A 23,539-nucleotide genomic window follows, 5' to 3' on the forward strand; every position below is an offset into this window, starting at 1 on the left:
CGAGGTGATCACCTTGACCACGTTCCCGATCTCCACCGACGACTCGCCCAGCTTCGCCACGGTGCCGTTCGTCGACTCGGCCACGCCCACCGCCTGGGCCGCGACGCGCGCGGCCTCGTTGGCGTTGTGCGCGATCTCGCGGATCGACGCGCCCATCTCCTCCGAGCCCGTCGCCACCGTCTGCACGTTGCGGGTCACCTGCTCGGCCGCGGCCGACACCCGGTCCGCCTGGCGGGCCGAGTCGTCCGCGGAGGACGCGATCTGCTGCGAGGTCACCGACATCTCCTCCGCCGCCGCGGACAGCGCCTGGGACGAGGAGTGGATCGAGGTGACGAGGGTGCGCAGTCCGTCGACCGCCTGGTCGAGGGCCTGGCCGACCCGGCCGACCTCGTCGCGGGAGGCGACCCCGGACACGTGGGTCAGGTCGCCGCCGGCGAGCGCCTCGGACTGCGCCTGCACCTTGCGCAGCCGCGAGACGATGCCGCGCGCCACGACGAAGCCGAGACCGAGCGCCGCCGCGATGCCGACGACGAGCATCGCCACGACCGTCGTCCGGCTGCTGTCGAACGACTCCTGGGCGCTCTGCACCGCCTCCGCCCCGGACTCCTGCTCGCCCTGCACCAGGACGTCCAGCGCGGCCATCATCTTGTCCGCCTGCGGCCGGGCCTTCTCGTCCCGCAGCTGGGTGAAGCGGGGGATGTCGTTGGCCTCGCTCGCCGGGAGCATCTCGTTGCGCAGGACGTCGAGGTAGGCCGCCAGCCCCTCGCGGTACTCGTCCACCCCCGCCTGCTGGTCCGCGCTGAGGTCGTGGCTCGCCGCGTAGCCGTCGACGCCCTCCTGGATGGACGCGACGCTCTCGTCGATCTTGCTCCGGTACGAGTCCATGGTCGCCTGGTCAGGGCTGATGGCGTGGTTCACGGCGTCCAGCCGCATCTGCACGGTGAGGCGGCGGAGCTTGGCGGCCTCGTCGAGGCCCGTGAAGTTCTCCGTGTAGAGCTGCTGGGTCGCGTGGTTCGTCGAGCCGAGCGCGGTCAGCCCGACGACCCCGACGAGCAGCGCGACGAGGCCGGCCACGGCGATGGAGCCGAGGATCTTGACGTTCGCGCCGAGGTCGTCCAGGCGGGGGCGCCGGCGGGAGCCGTCGGTGCTTGCCACGGTGGTTCTCCTTGTGCAGGGCCCGCTGGGTCGGGGCCGTCCACCGGACCCATCGGCAGCCACCTCACGGACCTTGATCGTCGCCAGGTCCGGACCCCGGGGCGCCGCCACCCGCGCGCTACCGTGCCGCCGTGCCCCCCGGTCCCGCGCCCGCAGCCCGCCGCGGCGGGGCGGTCCTGCGCGGTCGGGCGGCCGCCGGCACCGACCGGGCCCGTACGGCCGTCTGGCCGGCCCTGCAGGGCGCGGTGGGGGCCGCGCTGGCGTACGGCCTCGCGCAGCAGCTGCTGGGGCACCCGTACCCGTTCTTCGCGGGCGTGGCCGCCTTCGTCTGCCTCGGCCTCACCGACGAGCGGCGCCTGCGCCGGGTGGCCGAGCTCGCGGCGGGGGTGACGCTGGGCGTGCTCGTCGGGGACGCGTTCGTCCTCACCTTCGGCAGCGGCCCCGTGCAGCTCGCGGTGGTCCTGTCCACGACCGTGCTCGTCGCCGTCCTGCTCGACGGCGGGAACCTCGTCGTCACGCAGGCGGGGGTCCAGTCCTTGCTCGTCGTCGGCCTGCCGCCGACCGCGGGCAGCCCGTTCGCGCGGTGGCAGGACGCGTTCGTCGGCGGCGCGGTCGCCCTGCTCGTCGCGGTCCTGCTGCCCGCGGACCCGCGCCGGCTCGTACGGCGCCGCCTGCGCGCCCTGCTCGACGAGCTCGCCGCCGTGCTCGGGCTCGTCGCGGACGCGCTGCGCCGCGCCGACGCGGCCGCCGCCGAGGCCGCGCTGGAGCGCAGCCGCGCGACCCAGCCGCTCGTCGACGCGGCGCAGGCCGCGGTGCGCGGCGGCCGCGAGGTCACCCGCCTCGCGCCCCGGCGCCGGCGGCACCGCGCGGAGGTGGCGCGGCTCGCCGTCCTCGCCGGCCACGCCGACCTCGCCGTGCGCAACGCGCGGGTCCTGGCGCGGCGCGCCGTGAGCGCGGCGGAGGACGGCCGGCCCCGCCCCGAGGTGGCGGCCGCCGTCGCGGACCTCGCGGACGCCGTACGGGTCATGGCGGCGGTCGACGTCCCCCGCCCCGCGGGCTGGGCGACCCGCCCACGCCTGGAGCGCACCGCGGCCCGGCTCGGTGCGGGCGGGCCGTGGCGCGAGGACCTGGCGGGGACGGCCCTCGTGCTGCTCGTGCGCCCCCTCGTCGTCGACCTGCTGGAGGCGACCGGGCTCGACCACGAGACCGCCCGCCGGGCGCTCCCGCGGACCTGAGGGGCGCAGGGCGGCGGCGCCCGCCAGGATGGGGCGGGTGTGGGACCTCGTCGTCGTCGGAGCCGGCCCCGCGGGCAGCGCGGCCGCGCTCGGCGCGCTGACGGCCCGCCCCCGCGCCCGGGTCCTCCTGCTCGACCGCGCGGACTTCCCCCGCGACAAGCCGTGCGGCGACGGGATCGCCCCGCACGCGCTCGACGTCCTCGCCCGGCTGGGCGTGCACGGGGTCGTGGACGGCTACCGGCCCGTCGCGGGGCTCCGGCTCGCGCCGCCCGCGGGCGCGCCGGTCGCCGGTCGGATGGCGCGCCCGGCCCACGTCGTACCCCGCCGCGTCCTCGACGCCCGCCTCGTCGCCGCGGCGACCGCCCGCGGCGCGGTGCTGGAGCGCCGGCGGGTCCGGTCCCTGGTGCGCGAGGTCGGGCGCGTCCTCGTCGACGGCGAGGTGGCGGCCCGCGCCGTCGTGGGGGCCGACGGGGCGCACTCCGTCGTACGCCGGCTCGTCGGCGCGGGCGAGCCGGGCCGGGTCGCGCTGGCGCTGCGGGGGTACGCGCCGGTGGCGGCCGATGCCCCCGACGCGCAGGTCATCGCCTTCGGCCCCGGTGCGGGGCCGACGTACGCGTGGTCGTTCCCCGTCGGCGACGGGCGGGCCAACGTCGGGTACGGCACGGTCCTCGGGACGGGGCCCGCGCCCACGCGCCAGGGGCTGCTCGACGGGCTCGAGCGGCTCCTGCCCGGCGCCGGGGCCGGCGGACGGGACTGGCGCGCGCACCACCTGCCCCTCTCGTCGCACCGGCCGCGCCAGCCGGACGGCCCGGTGCTGCTCGCCGGCGACGCGCTGTCGCTCGTCAACCCCGTCACGGGCGAGGGGATCTACTACGCGGTGCTCTCCGGCGCCCTCGCCGGCGCCGCGGCGGTGCGGCCGGGCGACCCGGGGCGGGCGTACCGGCGGTCGTTGGACCGCGCGCTCGGCCGGCACCTGCGCCACACCGCCCTCGCCGCCCGGATCGTCGCGCGGCCCCGGCTCCTCGCCGCGGGCCTCGCCGCGTCGGGGCGCGACGGCCGCGCCTTCGACGACCTCGTCGAGCTCGGCCTCGGCGGCGGCACGCTCACGCCGCGGGTGCTCGGCGGGACGCTGCGGGCGCTCGTCCCCGGCTAGGGCTCGACGACCGCCACCGCGGCGTCGCGGCGCGGGTCGGCCGCCGCCTGCAGGGAGCCGTCGCCGCGGCGCAGCGCGGCCTGCACGCCGCCGAAGAACATCGACCGCGGGTCGTGCACCCGTACCCGGGCCGTGAGGCCCGCCGCCTCGGGCAGGTCGAGGTCGCGCTCGACGTGCAGGACCGTCCCGTCCGGCCCGGGCTGCACGTGCAGGCGGGGCAGCGCGATCGCCGTGTCGAGCGGCAGGCCGCCCATGAACCCGGCCACCGCCTGCGTGAGCGCCGTGGTGATGCGGTCGGCACCGGGCGACCCGATCGCGAGGACCGACCCGTCGGGGTGGCGCGCCACCGTCGGCGCCATGTTCGAGGGCAAGCGCTGTCCCGGGGACCAGCCGTGGAAGCCGCGCCGGTTGAGCTCCGGCTCTCCGAGGCAGTTGTTGAGCCAGAGGCCCGTACCGGGGGTCATCACGCCCGAGCCGTAGCCCGCCGACGCCGTCACCGCGCACGCCCCGCCCTCGGCGTCCACGACCGACACGTGGACCGTCGACCCGCTCCCGCGCACCGCCTCCACACCGCCGGGCAGCAGGTCGAGCAGGGCTAGGGCGGCGGCCGTGCGGTCCTCGGCGGCGTCGAGGTGCCTCACGCGGTGGGTGAGGACGGCCTCCTGGACCGCCGCGAGGCGCAGCCGGTCCTGCGGCGTCCAGTCCCCGCGCGGCCGGCCGTCGAGCAGCGCCAGCATCGCGGCGAGCGACACCCCGCCGATGGCCGGCGGAGGGTTGGTCGCGACGTCCCAGTCCCCCACCCGGACGTCGAGCGTCGGCGACACCGCCGGCTCGTACGCGGCGAGGTCGGCCGCCCCGAGCAGGCCGTCGTGCGCGGCCATGTCGGCGGCGACGAGCTCGGCGAGCCCGCCGGTGTAGAGGGTGCCCGGCCCCTCCTCGGACACCTGGTGCAGCGAGTCGGCCAGGTGCGCGATGCGCAGGCGCTCGCCCTCGACGACCGGCGAGCCGTCCGCGTGGTGCAGCGCCCGGCGGCTGTCGGGGTGCCAGCCGAAGACCGGCTCGCGGACGAAGCCCAGGTAGTACGCCGACGCCCCGCCCAGCGGGAAGCCCTCCTCGACCGCCTCGAGGACCGGTGCGACGACCTCGCGCCAGGGGGCGCGGCCGTAGCGGCGGTGCGCCTCCCCCAGCGCCGCCAGCGCGCCGGGCGTCGCCACCGACCCGTGGCCGATCGTCGTGGTGAGGCCGCCGCCGTACGCCGTCGTGACGTCGAAGGCGCCGCGGCCGAACGCCTCGGCCGGCTTGCCCCGCCCGGGCATCTCGACGTTGCCGTCCACCGTGACCGACGGCCCGTCGGCCGGCGCCACCGTGACGAAGGCACCGCCCGCGAGCGCGCAGATGCCGGGCTCGCACACCATCGCGACGAGCACCGCGGCGAGCGCAGCGTCCACGGCGTTGCCGCCCTGCGCGGCCAGGCGGGCGCCCGCCGCCGCCGCCAGCGCGTCGCTCGCGGCCACCGCCGCACCCGTGCCCATGGGGCGCGATCCTCTCAAGCGCCCGGGCTGCGCCATGAGGGGCACCCCCAGGCGGCGCGGTCCCCTGAGGGGCACCCTCAGCAGAGTCGAGCCTGCTGAGGGGCACCCTCAAGCGTCGGGGGCGCCTGAGGGGCACCCTCATGCGTCGGGTGCGCCTGAGGGGCACCCTCAGCAGAGTCGAGCCTGCTGAGGGGCACCCTCAAGCGTCGGGGCGCCTGAGGGGCACCCTCATGGGGCCGCGCTCAGGCGGTGGCGCCCCGGCGGGCGACGCGGCAGCCGGCCTCGCGCAGCACGAGCACCGCCCCGAGGGCGACGGCGGCGACGACGTGGCCGGCACCGCCGGCGGTCACCGCGGCGACGAGGGCGAGGGCGTACACGGCGAGCAGCAGGGCGTGGGCGAGGCCGGGGCGGCGCTCGTCGAGGGGGCCGCACACCGCGCGCTCGACGCGGTCGCGGTGCAGCGGCGCGGGGCGGGCGGCGGCGACGGGCGGGTGGAGCGACACGGGGACCTCCGGGGTCGTGCGGGGGACGGCGGGATCAGAGGACGAGGAGGGCGACGCCGCCGACCGCGAGCGCGGGCAGGGTTGTCAGCGCCGAGGTGGCCATGGCGGCGCGGGGGGCTCGGGCGAGCATCGGGAACAGCGCGTCGCCGTCCTGGCTCACGGCGTTGGCGAGCAGGGTCGACAGCGGCACCGCGCCGGAGACGAACAGGCCGGTGAAGACGATCTGCAGGGCGCAGCCCGGCACGAGCCCGACGAGGGCGCCGACGCCCACACCGACCAGCCCGACGAGGGCGAGGTCCGCGGCGTCGAACCCGGTCGCGGCCACGAGCAGGGACCACCCGGTGGTGGCCACGGCCACGCACGCCGTCACGAGGGCCGCCTCGCGTGCCGCGCCCCGCAGGACGCCGCTCAGGTCGACCGGTGCGTGCGCGTCGGGACAACGCTCTCCGCCACGACCGGCGACCAGCACCCACAGCGCCGCGAGGGTCCCGGCGACGCCGGTGACGAGGTACGGGTCGACCCCGCCCAGCGCCCGGGTCAGGGGTGACAGGTCCGCCTGCGCCATGACCACCGGGAGGCCGACGACCAGGCCGGCGGGGACGAGCAGCCAGAGCGCCGCCACGGGGGCCCCCAGCTCGTCGACGCTCAGCGCCGACAGGCGCAGGGCAGGGCGGGCCGGCGCGGCACCCAGCGCCGGCGACAGGGTCCGCCCGAGGGCGGCGCCGACCGGGATGGGGGGCGCGGGCTCCGGGTCGCCCGGGAGCGTTGGCACGTAGCGGGCGGCGTCGACGGCGTACCCGGTGAGGACACCCGCGACGAGGAGCACCGAGTGCACCTGGAGGGCGAGCACGGGGTCGGCGGCGATGAGCACCCACGCCGAGTCGCCCATGGTGGCGACGACGGCCGCGACGACGGTGCCGTAGGACACGGCGCGGCGCAGGAGCAGCGTCACGAGCACGATCTCCGCGCCGCAGCCGGGCACGGCGCCGAGGACGGCCCCCACGGCGGGGCCGAGCCGCGCGTGGCGCAGCAGCCACTCCGTCAGCCGGTCCCCGTGCCGCAGGCGCGCCCAGCCGAACAGCGCGACGAGGACGAGGACAGGCAGCCCCACCTCGTGGAAGGAGTCGGCCAGCGGGAGCAGGACGAGGTCGGTCGGCACGAGGATCACCTCCCTGGCGGGGCCTCCCGGCCCGGGCGCGTCGTGCGGCGCGCCCGGGCCGTGCGGGGTGGGACCGTCAGGTGAGCTTCTCCTTGATGGTCTGGATCATCCCCTTGGCGTCCATGGGGGGCGTGCTGTAGAGGCGCGGGTCGCCCGGGGGCAGGGTCGGGCGGGAGCCGTACGCCTCCGGCGTCTCCTGCACGGTGACCTGGTGGCGGCCGTCGAAGGACTGGCCCTGCGCCCAGCGACCCTCCGTGGCCTTGTCGCCGTCGCTCGCGTGCACGTAGAGCGCGGCGAACTCGTCGATCTCGTTCTCGAGGTCGAAGGCCTCCGGCACCGGGACGCCGTCGAGCCCGTCGGCCTGCAGCTCCTCGATGGCGCGCAGCCACTGCATCTGGTGCATGTGGTCGCGGGTGATGAGGAACTTGAGGAGCTCCTTGACGCCCGGGTCGTCGGTCATGTGCCACAGGCGCGCCACCTGGAGCCGGCCCTGCATCTCGGCGGTGGCGTTGAGGTGGAAGTCGGCGTAGAGGTTGCCGCTGGCCGTGACGAACAGGCCGTTCCAGGGGTTGCCCATCGAGTCCATGGGCGACGCGGCGTTGCCGTTGTGGATGGGGTGCTGCGGGTTGGAGTGGGCGTACTGCGCCTTGAGCGTGTCGGTCTTGGCGTCGTCGAGCGAGAGCGGCGCCGCGTCGAGCAGGCGGTCGATCATCGTGACGATCATCTCGACGTGGGCGAGCTCCTCGGTCCCGATGTCGAGGAGCATGTCCTTGTACTTGCCGGGGAGCCGCGTGTTCCACCCCTGGTAGAGGTACTGCATCGCGACCGTCATCTCGCCCCACTTGCCGCCCAGGACCTCCTGGAACCGGCGGGCGAAGGCGGGGTCCGGGCCGTCGGGCTTGGCCTCGAACTGCAGGTCCTGGACGTGGCTGAACACAGGTGACCTCCGGGGGCCTCGTCGTCAAGCGGTCGCCGGTGCGTCTGCCCCGGCACCCCCTGCATCCCCGGCCCCGCTGGCCCGCTCGTGCCAGGGAGCGTCCCCGCGGGGCCCTTGTCGCGGCTCGACGAGGAACGCGCTATCCGACGACGGCGCCGGCGACCGGGAGGTGCACCCACAGCGCGAGCCCCCCGCGGTCGCGCGCACCCATCGAGCCGCCCATCGCGAGCGTGAGGCGGCGGGCGATCCACAGGCCCAGCCCGCGCCAGCCGGCCGGCGGCTCGTCGCTCTCGAGGTGCTCGCGCAGCTGAGGGGTCAGGCGCCCCCCGTCCCGGACCTGCAGCGCGAGCCCGCCGCCGCGGCGCAGGCGCGCCGTCACCTCGATGGCCCCCGTCGCGGGCCCGTGCCGCTGGGAGTTCTCGACGAGGTTGGCGACCACCCGGGCCGCCCGGAGGCCGTCCACCGGGACCCGCCCGGCCGCCCGGCTGACCCGCACGGCCACCCGGCCGTGCTCGACGTCGGCGCAGCCCACCGCCTCGCGCACCACGTCGGCGAGCGGGCGCAGCTCCGGCGCCCCGCAGTGCTCGGTGGCCAGCAGGTCGTGCGCCTGGCGCAGCAGCGCCTGCAGCGCGCGGGCGTTGGCCTCGGCGAGCTCGGCCAGCTCCCCCGTCTCCGCCGACGCGCCGGCGCCCGCCCGCGGGCCGAGGTCCTGGCGCAGCCGCCGGGTGATGCCCGCCAGCGAGGCCACCGGCGTGCGCAGCTCGTGGCACAGCGCGCGCACCACGAGCAGCGCGGCGCCGTCGGCCCCCGGGCCCGGTGACGCGTGCCCCGCGGGGGGAGTCAGGCCGGGGTCCGCGGGAAGGGGGTCGACCGCAGCCGGCGCGCGCCGGCGTCGAGGAGGTGGGACGTGCTCGTCGAGGGGCTCGGCGTGCTGCTGGTGGACGACCACCCGCTGTTCCTGCGGGGGCTGGAGATCCTGCTGCCGTCGGTGAGCGACGGGCGCATCCGGGTCGTCGGCACCACCGACGACGCGGCCGCGGCCGCCGGGCTGGTGCGCCGGACCGCGCCGGACGTCGCGGTGGTCGACCTGCACATGCCGGCCCCGGGCGGCGTACGGGCCATCGCGGCCGTCCGCCGCGCGGACCCCCGCGTCCGGGTGGTCGCGATGTCGGGCACCGATGACCAGGAGCTCGCGCTCTCCGCCCTCGAGGCCGGTGCCGAGGGGTACCTGCCGAAGACCGCCGAGCCGGAGGACCTGGTCCCGCCGCTGCTCGCCGTCGTCGAGGGGTGGTCGGTGCTGCCCGCGCCGCTGCTCACCGCGCTGCTGCAGCGCCGCAGCGGCAGCGCCCCCGCGAGCGTGGTCAGCAACTTGAGCCAGGACGAGCTGCGCCTGTGGCGGCTCGTGGCCGCGGGCCGGAGCACGGTCGACATCGCCGCCGAGCTGCACGTCTCCGAGCGCACCGTCAAGCGCTTCACCGCCGCGCTGCTGCGCCGCCTGCACGTGGCGACCCGTGCCGAGGCGGCCGCCCTCGCGGGGCGCACCGGGCTGCTCGACGGGGACGGCGCCCCTGCGTAGGTCGTGCATCCCACCCCTCCCGGCCGGTCCGGGGCGGGATGGCCCCTGGCGCCCGACCGAAACCCGCAGCAGCGGGGACGGCCCCGGGGGGCCAGGGGCGTCAGCGGGTGCGCAGGGCCCGGGACTCGAGGGCGCAGGCGTCGCCGAGCGCGCGCAGCTCCTCCGCCTGCACGGCGCTGCCGCTCGCCAGGAGGGCGCCGCGCAGGTCGGCCGCCGAGCGGGTCACGACCTCCACCTCGGCGCGCAGCCCGGGCAGCGCGCGCCGCACGACGTCGGCGTCGGGCTCGCGGCCGAGGGTGCGCAGCCGCGCGTCGAGCTCGCGGGCCGCGCTCTGGAGCCGGCCGACGAGGGCGGGGGCGTCGCCGAGCGGCAGGCCCTGCTCGCGGGCGGCCGCCACGGCCCGGCGGGCCGCGTCGAGCTCGGTCCGCAGCGCCAGGCGCAGCCGCCCGACGCTCGGGCGCCGGCCCACGCCGTACGAGGCCGCCCGCAGGGTGAGGTCGCCCAGGCCCTCGGACGCCGCCAGGACCAGCCGGCGCGCGACGAGGACGAGGACCGCGACGCCGGTGCCCAGGGCGCACGCGGCGACGACGAAGAGCACGAGGGCCAGGCCCAGCATCTCCTCCATGGAGGAAGGGTAGGCCACCGCGGCCGTCGACGGCGGGCTCGCGCAGGGGGCCGGGGACCGGGGGCTGGGGGCTGGGGGGACGTGCCGCCGGCGACGGGGGTCTCAGCCCCAGCCCAGCGCGTGCAGCCGGTCGTCGTCGATGCCGAAGTGGTGGGCGACCTCGTGCACCACCGTGACGAGCACCTCCTCGACCAGCTCGTCCCGGTCCTCGCACATCGCCAGCAGGTTGCGCCGGAAGAGCAGGATGCGGTCGGGCAGGACCCCCGAGTACCACTCGCCGCGCTCCGTGAGCGGCGTGCCCTCGTAGAGCCCCAGCAGGTCCGGGTCCTCCGGCGGGGCCTCGTCCTCGACGAGGACGACCACGTTGTCGAGCAGGCGCGCCAGCTCCGGCGGGATCTGGTCGAGGGCGTCCGCGACCAGCCCGTCGAACTCGGCGTCGTCGACCTCCAGCACGCGGCCAGTCTGCCGCCCTGCCGCCGCGGGCGCCCGCGCCCCGGCCCGCACCCCACCGGGAGGTGGGACGGACGCGGCCCCGCGGACGTTGCAGGAGCGGACGCAGGGGGCAGGAGCAGCACGATGGCGACGACGGCGGGCGGACCGGTCACGGGGCCGCGGGATGCCCGCGCGCTCCTGGCCGCGGCGCGCCGGGGCGCGGGGCGCGCCCGGCGCTCGGGCCCCGTCCGCTGGGCGGCCGTGGTCGTCGTGGCGCTGCTCGGCGCCTGGCTGGGGGTCCTCGCGGCCGGCACCTCCACGGCCGACGTCGGCCCCGTCGAGGCACGGCTCGCCGTCCGCCCCGCGCTGCAGGGCGAGACGCTGCTGCGCGTGCCCCCGCTCGGGTCGGTCACCCTGGACACCCACGCGGGCCCGCTCCGCCTCGACGTGCAGGTGGTCGGCGTCGACCCGGTCGCCGCCCAGCGCATCGTGCAGGACCCCAGCCGCCTCACCGGCATCGAGGCCCGCATCGTCGCGGACGTGCGCGATGCCGTGCGCGCGCTCGTGGTCCGGGTGGCGGTGGTCGCCGCCCTCGGCGCGGCGCTCGCGGTGCTGCTCGTCCTGCGGCGGCCGCGCCGGGCGCTGGTCGGCGCGGGGACGACGGTCGCGGTGCTCGCGGCGAGCGGCGGCGTCGCCGCGGCCACCTTCGACCCCCGCGCCATCGCCCAGCCGCGGTACGAGGGCCTGCTGACGCTCGCACCCACGGTGGTCGGGTCGGCGGAGGACATCGTCGCGGACGTCGGGAAGTACGGCCAGCAGCTGGCCCAGCTGGTCACGAACGTGACCCAGCTCTACGACGTGGCGTCCACCCTGCCGGCGTACGCGGCCTCGGACGACACGGTGCGGGTCCTGTCGGTCAGCGACATCCACCTCAACCCGGTGGCCTTCGACGTCATCGCGTCGGTGAGCGAGCAGTTCCAGGTCGACCTCATCATCGACACCGGCGACCTCACCGACCACGGCTCGTCGGCCGAGGGCCGCTTCGCGGCGCTCGTCGGTGACCTGGGCACGCCGTACGTCTTCATCCGCGGCAACCACGACTCGGTGACCACCGAGGCGGCGGTGGAGGCGCAGGCGAACACCACGGTGCTGCGCGAGGGGCAGGTGGTCGAGCTGGCGGGCCTGCGGATCGCGGGCATCGGCGACCCCCGCTTCACCCCCGACAAGACCACGCGCGACCAGGACCCGGCGCCCACGGTGGAGGCCAGCGGCGAGCGGCTGGCGGAGTCGCTGCGGGACGCGGCCGAGGACGGCGAGCCCGTCGACGTCGCGCTCGTCCACGACCCCGAGGCGGCCGCCCCGCTGGACGGGCTGGTGCCGCTGGTCCTGGCCGGGCACGGGCACGAGCGGGAGGTGCGCGCGCTCGACGGCGGGACGCTGCTCTTCGAGCAGGGCTCCACCGGCGGCGCCGGGCTGCGCGGCCTCGAGGGCGAGGACCCGACGCCGATCCAGCTGAGCGTCCTGTACTTCGACCCCGCGACCGGCGACCTGCAGGCGTGGGACGACATCGACATGGGCGGGCTCGGGCTGACGTCGGCGGAGATCGACCGGCACGTGGTCACCGAGGCGGACGAGGCCGAGGGCAGCACGGTCTCCACGCCCGGGGCGACGCCGCCCGCCGCCCCGCCCGCGCAGACGCCGGCGCCCGCGCCGGCACCGCGGTGAGCGCCCGCACGGGCGCCTCCCGCGGGAGGAGCCGGGCCACCGCTTTGGTGGTCGGGGCCCTCGTCCCCTATGCTCTCCACGTCCCCGACGGGCTCGGGAGACGGCGGGCCCACGCCCTCATCGTCTAGCGGCCCAGGACACCGCCCTTTCAAGGCGGCAGCACGGGTTCGAATCCCGTTGGGGGCACGCAGGACAGCTCGACCGGCAGGACCAGCACGACCACGGGGTCCCGTGGAGCAGTTTGGAGTGCTCGCCACCCTGTCAAGGTGGAGGCCGCGGGTTCAAATCCCGTCGGGACCGCAGGACGCGGAGGGCGTCGGCCACGAGGCCGGCGCCCTCCGCGCGTACGGGGGACCGGTCGCCCGGTCGCACAACCCGTGGCGCGGTTCGACCGCTCGCCAGCGGGAACGCCCGGCAGGTCGGAACGACCTCGGAAGGGCACCCATGCGACTGCCGGACCCGCGCGGCACGATCTCCGCCGCGCTCGTCGACCACCTGCGCGACGACGCGCCCCTCGACCCCGCCACCGTCGAGCGGCTGCGCGGGCTCGCGGCCGCCGTCGAGGACCCGCTCGGCGACGGCGACCTGCAGCTGGCGCTGGCGGTCGCGTACGAGCCCCACTACAGCGGCTTCGAGGGCGTCGGCGACCACTGGGAGTGGGACCCGGGCCTGCTCGGGGTGCGGGCGGGGCTGGAGCGGCGGTTCGAGGAGGGGCTGCGCGCCGAGGTGGGCGACGCGGCGCAGGTGCGCGCGGGCGTCCCCGTCGACGTCGCCCTGCGCGACGTCCTCGAGCACCCGCGCCTCACCGCGGGCCCGTCGCTGTCGCGCTGGGTCATGCGCCACGCCGACGAGGAGCAGTTCCGCGAGATGCTGCGCCAACGCTCGGTCTACCAGCTGCGCGAGGCCGACCCGCACACCTGGGCCATCCCGCGGATCACCGGACCGGCCAAGGCCGCGCTCATCGAGATCCAGGCCGACGAGTACGGCGGCGGGCGCTACGAGCGGATGCACAGCGTGCTCTTCGCCCGCACGATGCGCGCGTTCGGCCTCGACACGACGTACGGGGCGTACTGGCCGCTGGCCACGCCCGCCACCCTCGCGACGAACAACCTCATCACGTACTTCGGGCTGCACCGGCGCTGGCGCGGCGCGCTCCTCGGGCACCTCGCGGGCGTCGAGATGGACTCCAGCGCGCCGTGCCGCCGCTTCGCCAACGCCCTGCGCCGGCTCGGGTACGGCGAGGACGCGACGTTCTTCTACGACGAGCACGTGGAGGCGGACGCGGTGCACGAGCAGCTCGCGGCGGTCGACATGTGCGGCGGCTTCGTGGGCGAGGACCCGCAGCGCTACGCCGACGTGCTCTTCGGCGCCGCGTCGCTCGTCGCGGTGGAGGGCCGCTTCGCGCAGGCCCTCGTCGGGCCCTGGGAGGCGGCGGCCGCCGCGGCCTGAGCCTCAGGCGCCGCGGCGGTGCGTGCTCTCCCCGGAGCGGAAGCGCGCCGCCTTGTGCGAGCCGTCGCAGAAGGGCTTGAGGGCGGAGCGCCCGCAGCGGCACAGCGCCACCGTCGCGCGCCCCGGGTCGAGCTCGACCCCGTCCTGGTCGACGATCCGGAAGTCCCCGCGCACGACGAGCGGCCCGTCGCGGTACGGGGTGATGGTCACCTCGTCGCGGGGCAGGTCGGGCAGGCCGGTCAGGTCGGCGGGACGCTCGCGCAGGTCGACGACCTCGACGACCTCGACGGCGTCGACCCGCTCGTCCTCGTCGCCCCTGCGGGCGGGCACGGTGCTCACCGCGGGTGCGTGCCCGGGGCCCCCGCCGGGGAAACCCCGAGCACCCGGAGCCGGGCCGGGCCGCGGCGCAGCGCTCCGGACGTGAGGGGCGCCGCCCGCACGCCGCCGCGCCCGCGCAGCGCCCGGAAGGCGCCGGGGGCGAGCACGACGTCCATCCACGCGCAGGGGTTCGCCGGGCGCCCGCAGCGCAGCAGCACCGGGCCCTCGCCGCAGTCGAGCTCCACGTCGTGGCCGCGCAGCGCGTCGACGTCGGCGCCGCGCAGCACCACGTTGCGCCGCAGCAGGGCCGGGTCGGGCGGCTCGGCCAGCCCCAGGTCGCGGGCCACGGCCTCGAGGTCCTCGACCGCGAGCAGGGTCACCGAGGCGCGCGCGTGCGCGGGCCGGGCGAAGTAGCGGTCCCCGCGCAGCCCCTTCCCCGCGACGACCTCGACCCGGTCCAGGTCCTGCGGCGGCGGGGCCGACGGCCCGTCGGCCGGGCGGCCCTCGTACGCGTGCCGGGCCGCGACGAGCAGGTGCAGCACCTCCACGTCCTGCCGGACGGCGTCCGGGTCGCCAGGGACGGCGGGGACGCCGGGGACGCCGGGGACGCCGGGGCGCGGGTGCTCCACGGCGCTCGAGGCTACGGCGCGGCCGGCGCCGGCGGGGCGTGGGCTACACTCGCTCCCGATCGCAGGGGGACCTGCGCATCGCCGACGGGCCCCGGCCCGCCGGGGCAGGTAGCTCAGTTGGTACGAGCGTCCGCCTGAAAAGCGGAAGGTCGGCGGTTCGACCCCGCCCCTGCCCACCCCTCCCGGCCCGCGCACCGCGCGGGCCGGCGCCCTGCCCGCCCCGGTGGACGCTTCAGGCCGCCCGGCGATCGCCCCGCCGGCGGCGGTGCGTCTTCACCCCGTACATGTGCCGGTCCGCGGCGGCGAGCAGCTCCTCGGCCGCGGCGCCGGCGCCCCCGATCGCGACGCCGATGCTGGCGCCGAGCCGGACGAGCCCGTGCGTCGTGGCGTGCGGCGGCTCGAGCGCCGCCTCGAGCCGGTCCCGCAGCGCCGAGGCCCCCGCCTCGTCGGCCCCGGGGCGCAGGACCACGAACTCGTCGCCGCCGTAGCGGGCCACCAGGTCCTGGGGCGTCGTGGCGTCGAGCAGGCGCCGTGCGACGTCGCGCAGCAGCGCGTCGCCGACGTGGTGCCCGTGCGTGTCGTTGGCGGCCTTGAAGCCGTCCAGGTCGCAGAAGAGCACCGTCGCGCCGGCACCGCAGGCCAGGCCCTCCTCGAGGGCGCGCAGCAGCGCGGCGCGGTTGCGCAGGCCGGTGAGGACGTCGCTCTCCGCGCGCTCGCGCAGCAGGGCCTCGGCCGCGCGCTGCGCGGACACGTCGGCCCCGACGCAGACCATCGCGCGCGGGCGGCCCCGCGCGTCGCGCAGGACGCTGTTCTGCATCGCCACCCGCCGGTGCCCGCCCCAGCGGTCCAGCCAGTCGCCCTCCTGCGGCGGCGCGTCGCCGGTCGCCAGGGCGCGCGCGATGGCGTCGGCGGCCAGGTGCCGCTCGTGCGGCACCGCGAGCACGTCGACGAACGGCCGGCCGGCGACCTCGGCGGTCGACCAGCCGGTGGCGCGCTCCAGCGCCGGGTTGAGCAGCACGATCTCGCCGCGCTCGCCGATGACGCACACCAGCGCGGTCGTCGTCGCGACGATCGCCGTGCCGAGGCACCCCACCGCGTCGTGCACCTCGCACGTCCGCTCGTCCACGACCGGCCCCCCTCCGCTCGGGTACGCCGTCCGTCTCGGCCGGCCCCCCACGGACCTGAGCGGTGTCAGCCGGCGCGGTCCGCGCCGTCGAGGTTCTGCAGGCGCACCTGCCCGCGCGCCACCCGCCGCCCGTGCTCGTCGACGACCTCGACCGCCCACACCTGCTGGCTGCGCCCGCGGTGCAGGGGCGCGGCCGTCGCCGTCAGCGCCGTGCCCTCGCGGGCCGCGCGGAAGAAGTCGGTGCTGTTGGACACGCCGACGACCGAGCCGCGGTCACCGAGCCACAGCGCCGCCCCGACGCTGGCCGCCGTCTCGACCACGGCGCAGTGCACCCCGCCGTGCAGCAGCCCGACGGGCTGCAGGTGCTCGGGGCCCACCGTCCAGCGCACGACCACCCGGTCGCCGGACGCCTCGGGCATCTCCAGGCCGAGCAGGTCGAACAGGCCGCCGGTGAGCGCGGGCGGCGCGGGGGTGCCGGTCACCCGCAGGACCCTAGCGCCGGCTCAAGCCCGGCGCCCGCGCTGCCGACAGCAGGACGGTGACCACCCCTGCCCCCGCCCCGCGCCGGCCCGCGCTGCGCGCGCGCCACCGGGCGGCGGTCGACCTCGCGCTGAGCGCGACGCAGGTGGTGCGCCTCTACCACGGCGTCGGCGCCGCGGCCCTGCTCCTGGGTCTGGCCCTGCCCGACCTCGGCCAGTCCCGCGCGGTCATGGCCGGGCTGGCCGCGGCGATGCTCCTCGTCACGCTCGTGCTCGCCGTGCGACCGCGCCCGCTGAGCCGGGTCGCCTGCCACGTGGCCTGCACCGCGGGCGTGGTGTCGCCCTGCCTGCTCGTCGCGACCGGCGGGGACGGACCGGTGGGCGCGGCGTACGGGACGTACCTCGTCTGGACCACCCTCTTCGCCGCCACGTTCTTCAGCCCGCGGGCCACGGCCGCGTACGCCGCCCTGGGGGTGGCCGGCCTCGCCGCCGCCGGCAGCGCCGCCCACCCGCCGGCGACCGCCGTGCTGCTCGCCGTCGTCACCACCTCGGCCGTCGGCGCGGTCACCCTGGTCACCGCGCGGGTGGCCGCGGCGCGCGCGCTCGGGCTCATCACCGACCCGGTGACCACCCTGCTCGACGGCCGCGGCCTGCCGCCCGCGCTCGAGCGGGAGCTCGCCCGGACCGAGGACGAGGGCGCGGGCCCGCTCGCGGTGCTCGTCGTCTCCGTCGACCGCTTCCGCGACGTCAACGACGCCTTCGGGCACCGGCACGGCGACGACGTGCTGTCCGGCGTCGCGCGCGCCCTGCTGCAACTGCCCGTCGAGCCGCTGCTCGTCGCCCGGCTGGCCGGCGACGAGTTCGTCCTCGCCGCGCGCCCCTCGCGGGCCCTGCCGCGCACCGGGCTCACCGGCGCGGAGTGGGCCGCCGCCCTCGCCGAGCGCCTGCGCACGGCCGTGGCGGGGCCGTACCGGGTGCGCGACGTGGACGTCACGCTCGAGACGAGCGTCGGGTGCGTGCTGGCCCCGCAGCACGGGCGCACCGCGGAGACCCTGCTGCGCCGCGCCGAGCGGGCCGTCCTCGAGGCGAAGGCGCAGGGGCTCGGCGTGCAGGTCTGGCAGCCCGCCCCGGACACCGCCTCGGCCACCGACATGCTCCTGCTGGCCGAGCTGCGCGGCGCCGGGGAGCGCGGGGAGCTGCGCCTGCGCTACCAGCCGCAGTGCGAGGCGGCCACGGGCCGGCTGCGCGGGCTCGAGGCGCTCGTGCGCTGGCAGCACCCCCGGCTCGGGCTCCTGTCCCCCGCCTCGTTCGTGGAGCTCGCCGAGCGGACCGACACCATCGTCGACCTCACCGACTGGGTGCTGGCCGAGGCCGCGCGCCAGTGCCGGGCGTGGCGCGACCAGGGCCTCGACCTCGAGGTGTCGGTGAACGTCAGCACCCGGGTGCTCCACGGCGGCGCGCTGGTCCCGCAGCTGCGCTCCGTCCTCGCCGAGCACGGCCTGCCGCCGTCCGCCCTGCGCCTGGAGATCACCGAGACGACGGTGCTGCGGCGCCCCGAGCGGGCCGCGCTCGTCCTCGGCCAGCTGCGCGAGCTCGGCGTCGCGGTGTCGGTGGACGACTTCGGCACGGGCTACACCTCGCTCGCCATGCTCAGCGAGCTGCCGCTCGACGAGCTCAAGCTCGACGCGCGCTTCGTCTCGGGCCTGCTGACCCGCCCCGCGGACGCGGCCATCGCCACCTCGGTGCTCGAGCTCGCCCACCGGCTCGGGCTCGTCACCGTCGCCGAGGGCGTGGAGGACGAGGAGACCGCCGAGGAGCTGCGGCGCATCGGGTACGACACCCTGCAGGGCTACCTCTTCGCCCCTCCGCTCGACCCCGCGGCGCTGCCGCTGTGGCTGCGCGCGCGCGAGGCGGCGGCCGCGTCCCCGCTCCCCTGACCCGGCCCGCGCCGGGCGGGGGCCGTGCGGGTCAGCCGACCTGCCCGGGCGGGAGCTGCTGGAACCAGGCGATGGTGCGCTTGAGCCCGTCCTCGAGGCCGACCACCGGCTCCCAGCCCAGCACCTCGCGGGCCAGGGTGATGTCCGGCCGGCGCACGGCCGGGTCGTCCTGCGGGCGGGGGACGTACCGCACCGTGCTCCGCGAGCCCACGAGGTCGCGGACCGTCTCGGCGAGCTCGAGCACCGTGACCTCGTGCGGGTTGCCGAGGTTGACCGGGCCGGGGTGCCCGCTGCGCAGCATCCGCACGACCCCCTCGACGAGGTCGTCGACGTACTGGATGGAGCGGGTCTGCGAGCCGTCGCCCGCGACGGTCAGCGGCTCGCCGCGCAGCGCCTGCCCGACGAACGCCGGCACCGCCCGGCCGTCGTGCGGCCGCATGCGGGGCCCGTGGGTGTTGAAGATCCGCACGATGCCGGTGTCGACGCCGTGGTGGCTCCGGTACGCCATGGTCAGCGCCTCGGCGAAGCGCTTCGCCTCGTCGTAGACCCCCCGCGGGCCGACCGGGTTGACGTGGCCCCAGTACGACTCCGGCTGGGGGTGGACCTGCGGGTCGCCGTACGCCTCGCTCGTGCTGGCCAGGACGAACCGGGCGCCCTTCTCCATCGCCAGGCCGAGCGCGTGCAGGGTGCCGACCGAGCCGACCTTCATCGTCTGGATGGGCAGCTCGAGGTAGTCGACCGGGCTCGCGGGCGACGCGAAGTGCAGGACGTGGTCCACCCGGCCGGGCACGTGGACGTAGTCGGTGACGTCGCTGCGCAGCAGCCGGAACGGCCCCCGCTCGGCGAGGTGGGCCACGTTGCCCGGGTCGCCGGTGAGGAAGTTGTCGAGGCAGACGACCTCCATGCCCTCGTCGAGCAGCCGCTCGCACAGGTGCGAGCCCAGGAAGCCCGCCCCGCCCGTGACCACCGCGCGCTCCGCCACCTGCGCCCTCCTACCGTCCCCCGCCCTCCCGGCGGCACCGCTGCTGGTCCTGCCCCGCTCCGGGCGCTCCACCCCTCCTGCGCCCGCGCGCGCCCGGGGTACGCCGTCCCGACACCCGCCCGTCGACCGGCGCTGCACAGCGCGTCACCGGCGGTGCCCAGGGTGGGGCCGTCCGCACCCGTACGACCCCCTGGGAGCCACCCGTGCGCCTGCGCGCCGCCCGACTCCTCGCCCTGCCCGCCGCCGCGGCCCTGCTCGCGCTCGCCGCGCCGCTGGCGGCGCCCGCGGCCGCCGCGCCCGCCGCCCCCGGCGCCCGGGCAGCCCGGGCCGCCGACCCGGCGGGTGCGCGCGGCCCGCAGGCGCCGGACCGCGCGGTGGTGGTGGCGTCGTACAACATCCACCACGGGGTCGGCGTCGACGGGCGGCTGGACCTCGAGCGCATCGCCCGCGAGGTCCGTGCCACGGGCGCGGACGTGGTCGGCCTGCAGGAGGTCGACCGGCACTGGGGCGAGCGCAGCGGGTTCCGCGACCAGGCGGCCGAGCTCGCGCGGATGCTGCGGATGCACGTCGCGTACGGCGCCAACCTCGACCTCGACCCGCTGCAGCCGGGCCAGCCCCGCCGCCAGTACGGCACCGCCGTGCTCAGCGACCGGCCGATCCTCGAGGCGCGCAACACCCTGCTGCCGCGGACCGGGGGCCGCGAGCAGCGCGGCGTGCTCGAGGTGCTCGTCAACGTCCGCGGGGTGCCGCTGCGGGTCTTCGGCACGCACCTGCAGCACGACAGCCAGCAGGAGCGGCTGCTCCAGGTCGCCGCGCTCAAGGAGGTCATCGGGACGCCGGACGAGTCGGTCGTCGTCGTCGGCGACCTCAACGCGCGCCCGGGCACGCCGGAGATCGACGCGCTGCTCGAGGACCTCGTCGACGCATGGGCCGAGGCGGGCGTCGGGGACGGGTACACGCTGCCCGCGGAGGACCCGACGGCGCGCATCGACTACGTCATGCACAGCGGCGACGTCGTGGCCCGCACCGCGGCCGTCCTCGCGACCGAGGGCTCGGACCACCGGCCGGTCGTCGCCGACCTCGCGCTCCCCGGCGCGGAGGTGGGCCTCGGGCGCCGCGGCTGAGCCGCGGGCCGGCCCCGCCCCCCCCGCCCCCCGCGCAGGGTCGCGGCGGGGGGGCCGGGCGGTCAGGGGTGGGCGTGGGCGTGCTCGTGGTGGTCGTGGGAGTGCCCGTGGCCGTGCCCGTGGTGGCCGTGCGCGTGCGTCGGGTCGTCGGGGTGGTCGTGGGGGGTCTGGGCCCGCCCGACCTTGTCCTCGAAGCCCGGCATCGCGATGCGGTAGACGCAGGTGTCGCAGTTCATCCGGATGTCGCCGAGCAGCGCCTCGCGGTAGCGCTCGACGACGAGGCCCGCGAGGTCGTCGGTGTCGCCGAGCACGTCGGCCACCCGCACGTCGAGGCCGGGGTGGGCCTGCGCGAAGGCCCGCGACTGCTCGACGATCCGGTCCGGCAGCACGCCGGGGAAGAGGAAGTACGGCGCGACGACGACGCGGCGGGCGCCGAGGAGGCGTACGCGCTCCAGCGCCTCCGGCACCGACGGGTGCGCGAGCGAGACGAAGGACGGCTCCACCATCGCGTAGCCCCGGCCCTCCCACTGCAGGCGCGCGACCTTGGCGACCTCGGCGTTGGCGTCCGGGTCGCTCGAGCCGCGCCCGACGAGCACGACGGCGGTGCCGTCGCGGTCGTCGCCCGCGAGCGCCTCGTCGACCCGGCGGGTGAGCACGTCGTGCAGCGCCGGGTGCGGGCCGAGCGGGCGGCCGTAGCGGTAGCGCAGGCCCGGGTGGCGCACCTGCTCGCGGGCCATGGCCCCGGGGATGTCGCCCTTGCCGTGCCCCGCGGCGACGAGCACGAGGGGCACGGCGACGACGTCGCGGTGGCCCCGCCCGACCAGGTCGGCGACGGCCACGTTGACCGGTGGCGGCGCCAGCTCGATGAAGCCGCCCGCGACGTCCACGCCCTCGGCGGCCAGCCGGCGCCCGGCCCGCGCCACGAGGGCCGCGAACTGCTCCACCCCCGCGGCGCTGCGGGTGCCGTGGCCGACGACGAGCAGGGGCAGGGGGCTGGTGCTCACGGGACCTCCGCGTAGAGCAGGGCGTTGAGGGCGGCGGCGGCGACGGCGGAGCCGCCCTTCTCCGAGGCGTTGCTGACCGCGGGCAGGCCGCTCGCGCGCAGCGCGGCCTTGGACTCGGCGGCGCCGACGAAGCCCACCGGCAGCCCGACGACGAGGGCCGGGCGGGCGTCGAGCGCGAGGAGCTCCACGAGCGCGGTGGGCGCGCAGCCGACGACCCAGACGGCGCCGGGCCCGACCTCGTCGAGGGCGAGGCGGACCGCGGCGGCCGAGCGGGTCAGGCCGGCGCCGCGCGCGAGGTCGGCGGCGCGGGGGTCGCGCACCCGGCACACGACCTCGCGACGGGTGATCCCCGCGGCGACCATCTCGACGTCGGCGACCACCGGCGCCCCGGCCCGCAGCGCTGCGTGCGCCGCGTCCAGCGCCGGCTCGTCGAGGACGAGGTCGTCGACGTAGTCGAGGTCGGCGCTCGCGTGCACGACCCGCTCGACCACGGCCCGGGACAGCGGCGCGAGGGCGGACAGGTCGGCGCGCGCGCGGAGGATGGCGTACGACTCCTGCTCGATCGGGTGGACGGTGCGCGTCACGCCGCGCCCACCAGGGACAGCGCGTCGACGGGGCAGACCTCGACGCACTCGCCGCACCCGGTGCACCGCTCCTCGCGCACGAGGAGCGGCCCGCCGTCCTCGGCCGGCACGGGCAGCAGGGCGTGCTCGGGGCAGGTCAGGAGGCAGGCGCCGCAGCCCTGGCACCCGGCGACGGCGACGGGGGCGCTCACGCGGGCATCCACCGGTAGCCGCGGGGGGTGACCATGCGACCGCCGTGCAGGCGGGTGTTCGTGCTGCCGACGACGACGACGCTGAGCATGTCCACGACCGCCGGGTCGAGGTCGGCCAGCGTGGTGAGCAGGACCTGCTCACCCTCGCGGCTCGCGTTGCGCACCACGCCGACCGGGGTGGTCGGCGGGCGGTGGGCCGACAGGATGGCGAGCGCCTTCGGCAGCTGCCAGTCGCGGTCGCGGCTGCGCGGGTTGTAGAAGGTGACGACGAGGTCGCCCTCGGCCACCGCGCGGACCCGGTGCTCGATGGCGTCCCAGGGCGTGTGCAGGTCGGAGAGGCTGACCATCGCGTGGTCGTGCCCGAGCGGGGCCCCGAGCAGGGCGCTGGCGGCGAGCGCCGCCGTGATGCCCGGGACGCCCACGACGTCGACGTCCTCGCCGACGATCTCCAGCGACGGGGAGGCCATCGCGTAGATCCCGGCGTCGCCCGAGCCGATCAGCGCCACGGCCCGCCCGGCCCGGGCGTGCTCCACGGCGGTGCGGGCCCGCTCCTCCTCCTGGCCGAGGCCGGAGGCGAGCACGGTGGTGCCGGGGCGCAGGAGGTCGCGGACCTGCTCGACGTACTGGTCGAGCCCGACGACGACCGACGCGCGCCGCAGCTCCTCGACCGCCCGCGGGGCGAGCAGGTCGCGCGCGCCGGGCCCGAGCCCGACGAGCGCGAGCCGCCCGCGCGGCGGGCGGCGCACGACGGCGACCGTCGCGGCCGAGGTGGCGCGCTTGGGGACGACCAGCTCGCCGCCGCCCAGGAGGGCGGCGGCCTCGGCCACGCTCGGGGTGCCGACCGCGCCGCGGACCACCTCGGACGGGTTCGGCACCTCGACCTGCGCGAGGTCCTCGGCGCTGTGCACGAGGACGTCCCAGCCGCGCCGCCGGGCGGCCTCGAGGATGCCCTCCTCGTCGGCCTTGGCCTCGACGGTCGCGACGTGCGTGACGCTCGCCGGGCTCAGCCCGGCGTCGGCCAGGGCGGTGTCGACGAGCGAGCCCACCTCGTCGGGGGTGACGCCCCGGCTGCTGCCGACGCCCACGACGAGGCTGGGCGGGCGCAGCAGCGCGGTGCCGGCGTCGCCGTGCAGGTCGAGGTCGGTGACCCGCAGGACGTGCTCGGCGCCCGGCGCGTCCTCGCGGACGTTGGGGGGCAGCGCGGGCAGGGGCCAGGCCGCGTCGGTCTCGAGGCGCACCGGGGCGCCGTCGAGCACCGCCCGCCCCACCCTGCTCACGGCGCCCTCGACCGGCCAGCCGAGCTGGTCCAGGCCGGGCACGCCGACGGCGTCGGAGCCCGTGGTGACCACGGGGCGGCAGCCCAGGACCGCGCTGACCTGCCGGGCCAGCACGTTCGCCCCGCCGGCGTGCCCCCCGACGAGGGCCACGGCCCACTGGCGCGCCTCGTCGACGCAGACCACGCCGGGGTCCTCGTCCTTGGCGCCCACCTGCGAGCCCAGGATGCGCACCGCGACCCCGGTCGCGCAGAACGCGACGACGCGGGTGCTCTCCGCGAAGGCCCGCGGCAGGGCCTCGGTGGCCGGGCCCTCGTAGAGGCGCGTGCGTCCCGGCCACGCCGACGCCAGCTCCGAGGCCGCCTGGCGGCCGGCGGCCGTCAGCGCGACGAGGCCGATCACGGGGACAC

The 23,539-nt window shown here is 77.7% G+C and carries 23 protein-coding genes, 3 tRNA genes and 1 pseudogene; 10 read left to right on the top strand and 17 right to left on the bottom strand.

All coding sequences use genetic code 11. The features are described from left to right. Window positions 1-1,155 (bottom strand): methyl-accepting chemotaxis protein (locus D5H78_RS17940; protein ID WP_133412094.1); only part of this gene is annotated, 1,155 nt, incomplete at its 3' end. A 131-nt stretch (window positions 1,156-1,286) separates the two neighbouring features. On the opposite strand from D5H78_RS17940, the gene D5H78_RS17945 reads away from it, so the two are divergent. Both D5H78_RS17945 and D5H78_RS17950 read left to right on the top strand, forming a co-directional pair. Then, window positions 1,287-2,390, top strand: coding sequence for an FUSC family protein (locus D5H78_RS17945; RefSeq protein ID WP_119951889.1), 1,104 nt, complete (start codon window positions 1,287-1,289; stop codon window positions 2,388-2,390). A gap of 28 nt (window positions 2,391-2,418) precedes the next feature. Then, window positions 2,419-3,543 (top strand): NAD(P)/FAD-dependent oxidoreductase, encoded by a 1,125-nt coding sequence (locus D5H78_RS17950; RefSeq protein WP_119951890.1) that lies wholly within the window; start codon window positions 2,419-2,421, stop codon window positions 3,541-3,543. Here the strand turns inward: D5H78_RS17950 and D5H78_RS17955 are convergent. From D5H78_RS17955 to D5H78_RS17975, 5 genes are all read right to left on the bottom strand, one after another. Beyond that, window positions 3,540-5,075, bottom strand: a complete 1,536-nt coding sequence (locus D5H78_RS17955) for a gamma-glutamyltransferase (RefSeq protein ID WP_119951891.1) — start codon at window positions 5,073-5,075, stop codon at window positions 3,540-3,542. The genes D5H78_RS17950 and D5H78_RS17955 overlap by 4 nt on opposite strands. A gap of 242 nt (window positions 5,076-5,317) precedes the next feature. Further along, on the bottom strand, window positions 5,318-5,578 hold the full coding sequence (locus D5H78_RS17960; protein ID WP_165865793.1) for a hypothetical protein: 261 nt from the start codon (window positions 5,576-5,578) through the stop codon (window positions 5,318-5,320). 34 nt (window positions 5,579-5,612) lie between these two features. Further along, entirely contained in the window at window positions 5,613-6,737 is a 1,125-nt protein-coding gene (locus D5H78_RS17965) for a putative manganese transporter (protein WP_165865794.1), read from the bottom strand. Window positions 6,738-6,813: 76 nt separating this feature from the next. Beyond that, a complete protein-coding gene (locus tag D5H78_RS17970) occupies window positions 6,814-7,674 on the bottom strand; it encodes a manganese catalase (RefSeq protein WP_119951893.1) in 861 nt (286 codons plus the stop codon). A 139-nt stretch (window positions 7,675-7,813) separates the two neighbouring features. Continuing rightward, complete coding sequence (locus tag D5H78_RS17975; RefSeq protein ID WP_119951959.1) at window positions 7,814-8,623, bottom strand: sensor histidine kinase; 810 nt, start codon at window positions 8,621-8,623, stop codon at window positions 7,814-7,816. Here D5H78_RS17975 and D5H78_RS17980 point away from each other — a divergent pair. Continuing rightward, a complete protein-coding gene (locus D5H78_RS17980) occupies window positions 8,582-9,250 on the top strand; it encodes a response regulator transcription factor (protein WP_119951894.1) in 669 nt (222 codons plus the stop codon). The two genes, D5H78_RS17975 and D5H78_RS17980, sit on opposite strands and share 42 nt — an antisense overlap. Window positions 9,251-9,350: 100 nt before the next feature. Here the strand turns inward: D5H78_RS17980 and D5H78_RS17985 are convergent, their stop codons facing one another. Both D5H78_RS17985 and D5H78_RS17990 read right to left on the bottom strand, forming a co-directional pair. Then, window positions 9,351-9,875, bottom strand: coding sequence for a hypothetical protein (locus D5H78_RS17985; RefSeq protein ID WP_119951895.1), 525 nt, complete (start codon window positions 9,873-9,875; stop codon window positions 9,351-9,353). Between the two features lie 102 nt (window positions 9,876-9,977). After that, window positions 9,978-10,328, bottom strand: coding sequence for a metallopeptidase family protein (locus D5H78_RS17990; RefSeq protein WP_119951896.1), 351 nt, complete (start codon window positions 10,326-10,328; stop codon window positions 9,978-9,980). A gap of 123 nt (window positions 10,329-10,451) precedes the next feature. Between D5H78_RS17990 and D5H78_RS17995 the strand changes: the two genes are divergently transcribed. The 4 genes from D5H78_RS17995 (at window position 10,452) to D5H78_RS18010 (ending at window position 13,481) form a co-directional block, all read left to right on the top strand. Continuing rightward, window positions 10,452-12,032, top strand: a complete 1,581-nt coding sequence (locus D5H78_RS17995) for a metallophosphoesterase family protein (protein WP_119951897.1) — start codon at window positions 10,452-10,454, stop codon at window positions 12,030-12,032. Window positions 12,033-12,145: 113 nt separating this feature from the next. Continuing rightward, window positions 12,146-12,218, top strand: a tRNA-Glu gene (locus D5H78_RS18000). 39 nt (window positions 12,219-12,257) lie between these two features. After that, window positions 12,258-12,332 (top strand) — tRNA-Asp (locus D5H78_RS18005). 144 nt (window positions 12,333-12,476) lie between these two features. Next, entirely contained in the window at window positions 12,477-13,481 is a 1,005-nt protein-coding gene (locus D5H78_RS18010; RefSeq protein WP_119951898.1) for an iron-containing redox enzyme family protein, read from the top strand. 3 nt (window positions 13,482-13,484) lie between these two features. Here the strand turns inward: D5H78_RS18010 and D5H78_RS18015 are convergent, their stop codons facing one another. Continuing rightward, entirely contained in the window at window positions 13,485-13,820 is a 336-nt protein-coding gene (locus D5H78_RS18015) for a CDGSH iron-sulfur domain-containing protein (protein ID WP_245941706.1), read from the bottom strand. Beyond that, window positions 13,817-14,428, bottom strand: a complete 612-nt coding sequence (locus D5H78_RS18020; protein WP_218566780.1) for a hypothetical protein — start codon at window positions 14,426-14,428, stop codon at window positions 13,817-13,819. The genes D5H78_RS18015 and D5H78_RS18020 overlap by 4 nt, the downstream gene beginning before the upstream one ends. A gap of 102 nt (window positions 14,429-14,530) precedes the next feature. Here D5H78_RS18020 and D5H78_RS18025 point away from each other — a divergent pair. Beyond that, window positions 14,531-14,604: transfer RNA gene (locus D5H78_RS18025), tRNA-Phe, on the top strand. A gap of 56 nt (window positions 14,605-14,660) precedes the next feature. Here D5H78_RS18025 and D5H78_RS18030 read toward each other — a convergent pair. Both D5H78_RS18030 and D5H78_RS18035 read right to left on the bottom strand, forming a co-directional pair. Further along, a complete protein-coding gene (locus D5H78_RS18030; protein WP_218566781.1) occupies window positions 14,661-15,554 on the bottom strand; it encodes a GGDEF domain-containing protein in 894 nt (297 codons plus the stop codon). Window positions 15,555-15,619: 65 nt separating this feature from the next. Then, window positions 15,620-16,036, bottom strand: coding sequence for a PaaI family thioesterase (locus tag D5H78_RS18035; RefSeq protein ID WP_218566782.1), 417 nt, complete (start codon window positions 16,034-16,036; stop codon window positions 15,620-15,622). A 56-nt stretch (window positions 16,037-16,092) separates the two neighbouring features. On the opposite strand from D5H78_RS18035, the gene D5H78_RS18040 reads away from it, so the two are divergent. After that, a complete protein-coding gene (locus tag D5H78_RS18040; RefSeq protein WP_119951899.1) occupies window positions 16,093-17,970 on the top strand; it encodes a putative bifunctional diguanylate cyclase/phosphodiesterase in 1,878 nt (625 codons plus the stop codon). A 31-nt stretch (window positions 17,971-18,001) separates the two neighbouring features. On the opposite strand, the gene D5H78_RS18045 is transcribed toward D5H78_RS18040, so the two are convergent. Continuing rightward, window positions 18,002-18,952, bottom strand: a complete 951-nt coding sequence (locus tag D5H78_RS18045; RefSeq protein ID WP_119951900.1) for a UDP-glucuronic acid decarboxylase family protein — start codon at window positions 18,950-18,952, stop codon at window positions 18,002-18,004. Between the two features lie 203 nt (window positions 18,953-19,155). On the opposite strand from D5H78_RS18045, the gene D5H78_RS18050 reads away from it, so the two are divergent. Then, window positions 19,156-20,076: an endonuclease/exonuclease/phosphatase family protein gene (locus tag D5H78_RS18050; RefSeq protein WP_218566783.1), complete on the top strand. Its 921-nt coding sequence runs from the start codon at window positions 19,156-19,158 to the stop codon at window positions 20,074-20,076. Window positions 20,077-20,144: 68 nt separating this feature from the next. On the opposite strand, the pseudogene D5H78_RS18055 reads toward D5H78_RS18050, so the two are convergent. The 4 genes and pseudogenes from D5H78_RS18055 to cobJ form a co-directional block, all read right to left on the bottom strand. Beyond that, window positions 20,145-21,080, bottom strand: a pseudogene (locus D5H78_RS18055) (sirohydrochlorin chelatase); the annotation flags it as partial. Next, window positions 21,077-21,664, bottom strand: a complete 588-nt coding sequence (locus D5H78_RS18060; protein WP_119951901.1) for a precorrin-8X methylmutase — start codon at window positions 21,662-21,664, stop codon at window positions 21,077-21,079. The pseudogene D5H78_RS18055 and the gene D5H78_RS18060, both read right to left, overlap by 4 nt. After that, window positions 21,661-21,867: an ATP-binding protein gene (locus tag D5H78_RS18065; protein ID WP_119951902.1), complete on the bottom strand. Its 207-nt coding sequence runs from the start codon at window positions 21,865-21,867 to the stop codon at window positions 21,661-21,663. The genes D5H78_RS18060 and D5H78_RS18065 overlap by 4 nt, the downstream gene beginning before the upstream one ends. Further along, window positions 21,852-23,531 (bottom strand): precorrin-3B C(17)-methyltransferase, encoded by a 1,680-nt coding sequence (gene cobJ / locus D5H78_RS18070; RefSeq protein ID WP_119951903.1) that lies wholly within the window; start codon window positions 23,529-23,531, stop codon window positions 21,852-21,854. The genes D5H78_RS18065 and cobJ overlap by 16 nt, the downstream gene beginning before the upstream one ends. Between the last annotated feature and the right edge of the window lie 8 nt (window positions 23,532-23,539).

Origin of the sequence: Vallicoccus soli, assembly GCF_003594885.1 — a bacterium.
Lineage (GTDB): Bacteria > Actinomycetota > Actinomycetes > Motilibacterales > Motilibacteraceae > Vallicoccus > Vallicoccus soli.

Coding starts and splice junctions, on each gene's coding strand:
- D5H78_RS18010 (WP_119951898.1), top strand. CDS start 12,477: ATGCGACTGCCGGACCCGCGCGGCACGATCTCCGCCGCGCTCGTCGAC.
- D5H78_RS17995 (WP_119951897.1), top strand. CDS start 10,452: ATGGCGACGACGGCGGGCGGACCGGTCACGGGGCCGCGGGATGCCCGC.
- D5H78_RS17955 (WP_119951891.1), bottom strand. CDS start 5,075: ATGGGCACGGGTGCGGCGGTGGCCGCGAGCGACGCGCTGGCGGCGGCG.
- D5H78_RS17985 (WP_119951895.1), bottom strand. CDS start 9,875: ATGGAGGAGATGCTGGGCCTGGCCCTCGTGCTCTTCGTCGTCGCCGCG.
- D5H78_RS17950 (WP_119951890.1), top strand. CDS start 2,419: ATGGGGCGGGTGTGGGACCTCGTCGTCGTCGGAGCCGGCCCCGCGGGC.